This window comes from Maritalea sp., from assembly GCF_047634455.1.
In the GTDB taxonomy this organism is placed as follows: domain Bacteria; phylum Pseudomonadota; class Alphaproteobacteria; order Rhizobiales; family Devosiaceae; genus Maritalea.
This window is the reverse complement of the sequence record NZ_JBLIAI010000105.1, coordinates 1-4,818: the sequence shown is the minus strand read 5'-3', so window position 1 is coordinate 4,818 and position 4,818 is coordinate 1. Positions and strand designations below refer to the sequence as shown.

5 protein-coding genes and 1 pseudogene are annotated in these 4,818 nt (G+C 53.1%); 2 read left to right on the top strand and 4 right to left on the bottom strand.

What is annotated here, in order from left to right:
• Positions 1–427: LysE family translocator (locus tag ACJAZW_RS15130; protein WP_415159593.1), on the bottom strand; the 427-nt coding region annotated here is incomplete at its 3' end.
• Between the two features lie 447 nt (positions 428–874).
• Between ACJAZW_RS15130 and ACJAZW_RS15125 the strand changes: the two genes are divergently transcribed.
• Together ACJAZW_RS15125 and ACJAZW_RS15120 are read left to right on the top strand one after the other, a co-directional pair.
• Positions 875–1,492, top strand: a complete 618-nt coding sequence (locus ACJAZW_RS15125; RefSeq protein ID WP_415159591.1) for a LysE family translocator — start codon at positions 875–877, stop codon at positions 1,490–1,492.
• Between the two features lies 1 nt (position 1,493).
• Positions 1,494–2,258, top strand: coding sequence for a 2-phosphosulfolactate phosphatase (locus ACJAZW_RS15120; RefSeq protein ID WP_415159589.1), 765 nt, complete (start codon positions 1,494–1,496; stop codon positions 2,256–2,258).
• A 27-nt stretch (positions 2,259–2,285) separates the two neighbouring features.
• Here ACJAZW_RS15120 and ACJAZW_RS15115 read toward each other — a convergent pair whose 3' ends face one another.
• From ACJAZW_RS15115 to ACJAZW_RS15105, 3 genes and pseudogenes are all read right to left on the bottom strand, one after another.
• Positions 2,286–3,020, bottom strand: a complete 735-nt coding sequence (locus ACJAZW_RS15115) for an SDR family NAD(P)-dependent oxidoreductase (RefSeq protein ID WP_415159587.1) — start codon at positions 3,018–3,020, stop codon at positions 2,286–2,288.
• A 3-nt stretch (positions 3,021–3,023) separates the two neighbouring features.
• On the bottom strand, positions 3,024–4,535 hold the full coding sequence (gene purF / locus ACJAZW_RS15110) for an amidophosphoribosyltransferase (protein WP_415159585.1): 1,512 nt from the start codon (positions 4,533–4,535) through the stop codon (positions 3,024–3,026).
• Positions 4,536–4,630: 95 nt separating this feature from the next.
• A pseudogene (locus ACJAZW_RS15105) lies at positions 4,631–4,818 on the bottom strand (hypothetical protein); the annotation flags it as partial.

Here is a 4,818-nt window from a genome sequence, read left to right as displayed (position 1 = left end):
AGGGTGATCCTTTGGTCTGCGCAGCCGACACATCCACATCCGCGCTAGACCGTAATTGTTTGATGCCAAGATAAATCAAATAGACAATCCCGGCCCATTTGACCAGATCGAACAGCAACGCAGAACTTTGTATCAAAGCGCCAAGTCCCAACAGGCTGAGTGAAATCAATATGGTGTCTGCAGAGATTACGCCCAAACTATATTTCACACCCGCCATCGCGCCTCTTCGCAGGCTAACGACCAGTAACAGAATGATCGACGGTCCCGGTGAGAGGGTGATGACAATCGTGGCGATAATGAAGCCTAAAAGCATTATTTTTCTCCAAGTAGGCGCATAGGCTGACACAGATTTCACCATTCGAGAAATCAGTTTTTGAAATGCCACATCACCAAGATTGATGGCAAGCCAATCAAATATCAGTTTCATGCATCCAAACGCCTATCGCTTCACTCCTTGGCTTCCCCGGACTTGATCCGGGGGCTTACAAGCGCCAACGCAGCACGATAGAGAAGATCTCCCTCCCCCTTGTGGGGAGGGACTAAGGGTGGGGGGTAAGTTGAACATAGCTATTGCGTTGACAGGATCGCAACGTGATCCCGGCTCGGGGGCCGGGAATGCACCAGGAGGAAAAGCACAAATGTTTCCCTTGGTTTCCTGGACAGCGAAGTGGCTTCCCCGGGCTTGTTCCGGGGTCTATCCAGCGTCAACGTAGAACAAAACCCTCATGGTGAGCCTGTCGAACCATAAATGCTGTGCAGTGCCGTTCACCCTTCGACGGGCTCCGGATGTGAGGGCGTTACAATAATCGGGATTGACGATCCCAACTTGTGAGCATAGCTTGGCATTCTTCATCGACTTCTCAAAGGCTACAACATGACTTTCGCATCATTCGCGACCTATTGCATCGCGCTCGCTATAGCTGTGGTGATCCCCGGTCCCGGCGTTATGGCCTTGATTGGCACGGCCCTCGGCGGCGGACTAAAACGCGCCATGCCGATGATCATTGGCATTGCGTTTGGCGATGCAACCTGGTTGACCATGGCTGTTTTAGGATTGGCCGCGATCAGCGAAGTCTATGCCGAGGCATTCACCATCATCCGCTATCTCGGCGTTGCGTACTTGTTGTACCTGGCTTGGAAATTTTGGACCAATACATCCGAACTTAAAGCTGAAGAGGGCGCATCAAAACGCTCTGCTTTCGCGTCGCTGCTCAATGGGTATTTGATCACCATGGGCAATCCAAAGCCGATGCTGTTCTATTTGGCGTTGGTGCCGGTCATCCTTGATCTGAGCGCGTTTGGCCCCACCGAATTGTCGTTGGTTGTGGTCGCAACATTTGTGGTTTTGGTGGTGGTTCTGACCCCATATGCATTGTTGGCCTCCGGCGCGCGCGAATGGCTGAAGTCTTCGCGTGTCTACAAAATTATGAACCGCACAGCGGCGGCATTGATTGGCACCGCAGCGATTGTGATCGGGTTGCGGGCACACTAAAATGGCGCAAGTGCATGTGGAGTGGGGCGAGCGGGCGCTTGATCACGCGGCACAAACGGCAATAATCGTTGATTGCCTCAGCTTCTCTTCAGCGCTCAGCGTTGCTTGCGCACGCGGAGCTATTGTTTATCCATTTGGCTTGCGAGATGCCGCAAAGCGGTTCGCGCAACTCATGGATTTACAGATCGTTGGCAAGCGCAAAGAAAAAGGGCTTTCGCTTTCTCCGCCATCGCTAGATCAACTTGAACAGGGTGCAAAAATTGTGTTGCCCTCGCCAAATGGCTCCAACCTGACGCTGTTTGCGAAACAAAAATATGTTTTGGGGGGAACCTTGCGCAACGCCAAGGCGGTTGCCAACTCAGCGCAAAGTTTGGGTGGCGATATTATTATTGTCGCAGCGGGTGAGCGATGGTACACGGACGGCTCTCTTCGCCCAGCATTCGAAGATTGGGTCGCCGCAGGGGCCATCGCGTCATATTTTGGGGCAGGATTTGAGCTCAGCGCCGAAGCAAAACTCGCCGTGTCATCTTTTCATTCGGTCAAAGATAACCTGCTAGAAAGCCTAACCGACTGCCAGTCCGGCCAAGAACTCGCTAGTCATGGTTTTACGGACGATGTGGAGTGGGCAGCTCAGTTGAACGTTGCCGACACAGTGCCGACATTGCGCCGGCAGGCACAGACATATGAGGATATTGGACTAACGGTTGACGATGTACCATCACCCGAAGTGCTCAACATGCCTGTGTGTTTTTACGCAGCGCTGTAGGCGCGGTTAAGACGAACCCAAACCGCTTCACAATGGCCGATAAGCGTCTGTGCGAATATCAAAAACTTGCCCGTTCATTTGGTTCGTCGGCGTAACCATGTCGACCAATTTCGGTGCAATCTCGCGCGGATGTGGCAATGTTGACGCGTCTTCACCCGGAACGGCTTTTGCCCGCATGCCGGTGCGCACAGCACCCGGATAGAACACGTTGGCGTTTACAGTCGAGCTTTCCATTTCGCCCGCATATGATTTGGTCATCGCATTTACCGCGGCCTTGGTCGCTCCGTAAAGGCCCCAAAACGGCTTGCCCGTTTCAGCCGCAGAGGAAGACACAAAAACAGCCCGACCCGCATCTGACGCGCGCAGCAACGGATCAAGCGAGCGCAGCAAACGGAAGTTGGCGATCACATTAACGTCAAAAACGTTCTTCACTTCTTTTGGCGCAATGTGCGGCACAGGGCTGATAATGCCCAACAAGCCCGCATTAGCGATCAACCCGTCGAGTTTGCCCCAACGCTCAAATATTGAGCCGCCCATTTGGTCGATTTTGTCACCGTCGGCGATGTCGAGCGGCACCAGCGTGGCCGAACCGCCAACTGATTGAATTTCATCGTCCAGTTCTTCCAAACCACCGATTGTGCGGGCAATCGCAATAACATGCGCACCCCGTTTAGCGGCTTCAATCGCCGTGAAATAGCCGATGCCGCGCGACGCGCCGGTGATCAGAATTACGCGGTCAGCCAGGTCTTTATTTTCGGACATTGATTAGCCAGCCTCTCGCAGCATGGATTGTTGTTTTAAAGGGCCGTTTTCGGCCTCTAAGTCAACCAGACGGGTGGGGTACTCGCCTGTGAAATAATGGTCTGTAAATTGCGGATTTTGCGGGTCGCGAGGCGCGCCGCAAACTGCATCATAAAGCCCATCAACAGACAGAAAGTGCAGCGAATCTGCACCAATGAATTTACACATTTCAGCATGGTCCGTAAATTGATTGGCGAGCAGTTTTTCAGGGTCCGGCGTGTCGATACCGTAATAATCAGAATGGGTGATTTTTGGGCTGGCCACCACCAAATGAACTTCGCGCGCGCCCGCATCACGTACCAGCTGCACAATCTTTGTGGAGGTCGTGCCGCGCACCACAGAATCGTCAACCAAAATCACCCGCTTGCCGTCGAGCTGACCCCGGTTGGCCGAATGTTTCAATTTCACGCCAAATGCGCGAATTTGCTGGCTTGGCTCAATAAATGTCCGTCCAACATAATGGTTGCGAATGATGCCCAATTCAAACGGGATGCCGCTTTGCTGTGCGTAACCAATCGCAGCAGGCGTACCCCCATCTGGCACAGGCACAACCACGTCGCCTTGCACTGGGGCTTCACGCGCCAAGTTGCGGCCCATGGCTTTGCGCACATTATAGACCGAGCGCCCCGCCACGAATGAATCCGGCCTAGCAAAATACACATATTCAAAAAGGCAAACCCGCTCAGGTTTTGGCTCAAACGGTTTTGACGACGTGATCTTGATCGTGCCATCAGCTTGTTTTTCACAAACGATGACTTCGCCATTCTCGATGTCGCGCACAAATTTCGCGCCAATTATGTCTAGGGCGCAGGTTTCAGACGCCAAAATTGGTGCGCCTTCAAGATCACCCAGAACCAGCGGGCGAATGCCAAACGGATCGCGCGCACCCATCAATTTTGTGCGGGTCATGGCGATCAGCGCATAGCCGCCTTCCATTTGCGAAATGGCTTCAACAAATCGGGCCGCAGAGCCTTGTTTTTTCGACAGGGCGATCAGGTGCAACACGACTTCACTATCTGATGTGGATTGGCAAATCGCGCCGTTGGCAATGATTTCCCTGCGCAATTTCAAAGCGTTGGTAAAATTGCCATTGTGCGCCACCGCAATGCCGCCAACACCCAATTCTGCAAACAATGGCTGCACGTTGCGCAAGGCAACTTCGCCTGTGGTCGAATAGCGGTTATGGCCTAAAGCCACCTCACCAGGCAATTTTTCGAGCATTTGCGGATCAGTATAATGATCGCCAACCAACCCCATCCTGCGCTCTGAATGAAAGCGGGTGCCGTCGTAAGTTACGATCCCGGCGGCCTCTTGCCCGCGATGCTGCAGAGCGTGAAGACCAAGTGCGGTCAGTGCCGCAGCATCATCATGCTGGAGGATGCCGAATACACCGCACTCCTCATGCAACGTGTCACCTTCAAGGCCAAAAACGTCATGTTTGCTGTCGTCGTCAACCGGGTGTGAGGAGTGCGCCACCTGTATCCACCTATGTCATGCAATGTTTGTCGGCTGATTACGCCCCTGAACGAGAGGAGTCAACAAGTGGACGAGCTTTTGCAAATCTTTGATCATTAGGTCGAAGTTTCGCTTGGCAGCTCTTCTTCCATCTGATCTGTACCTTCAACAACCGGCTCAGTCGGCGTGTCAGAACGACCGCGAAGCGTTTCGCCGACCATATCTTCTAGGTCTTCGGGTAAAGCGGCGATCAAATCGTTGCCCAGTTGCGAAAGCATAGGCATAGTTTTGCTTTCTTTGCCCC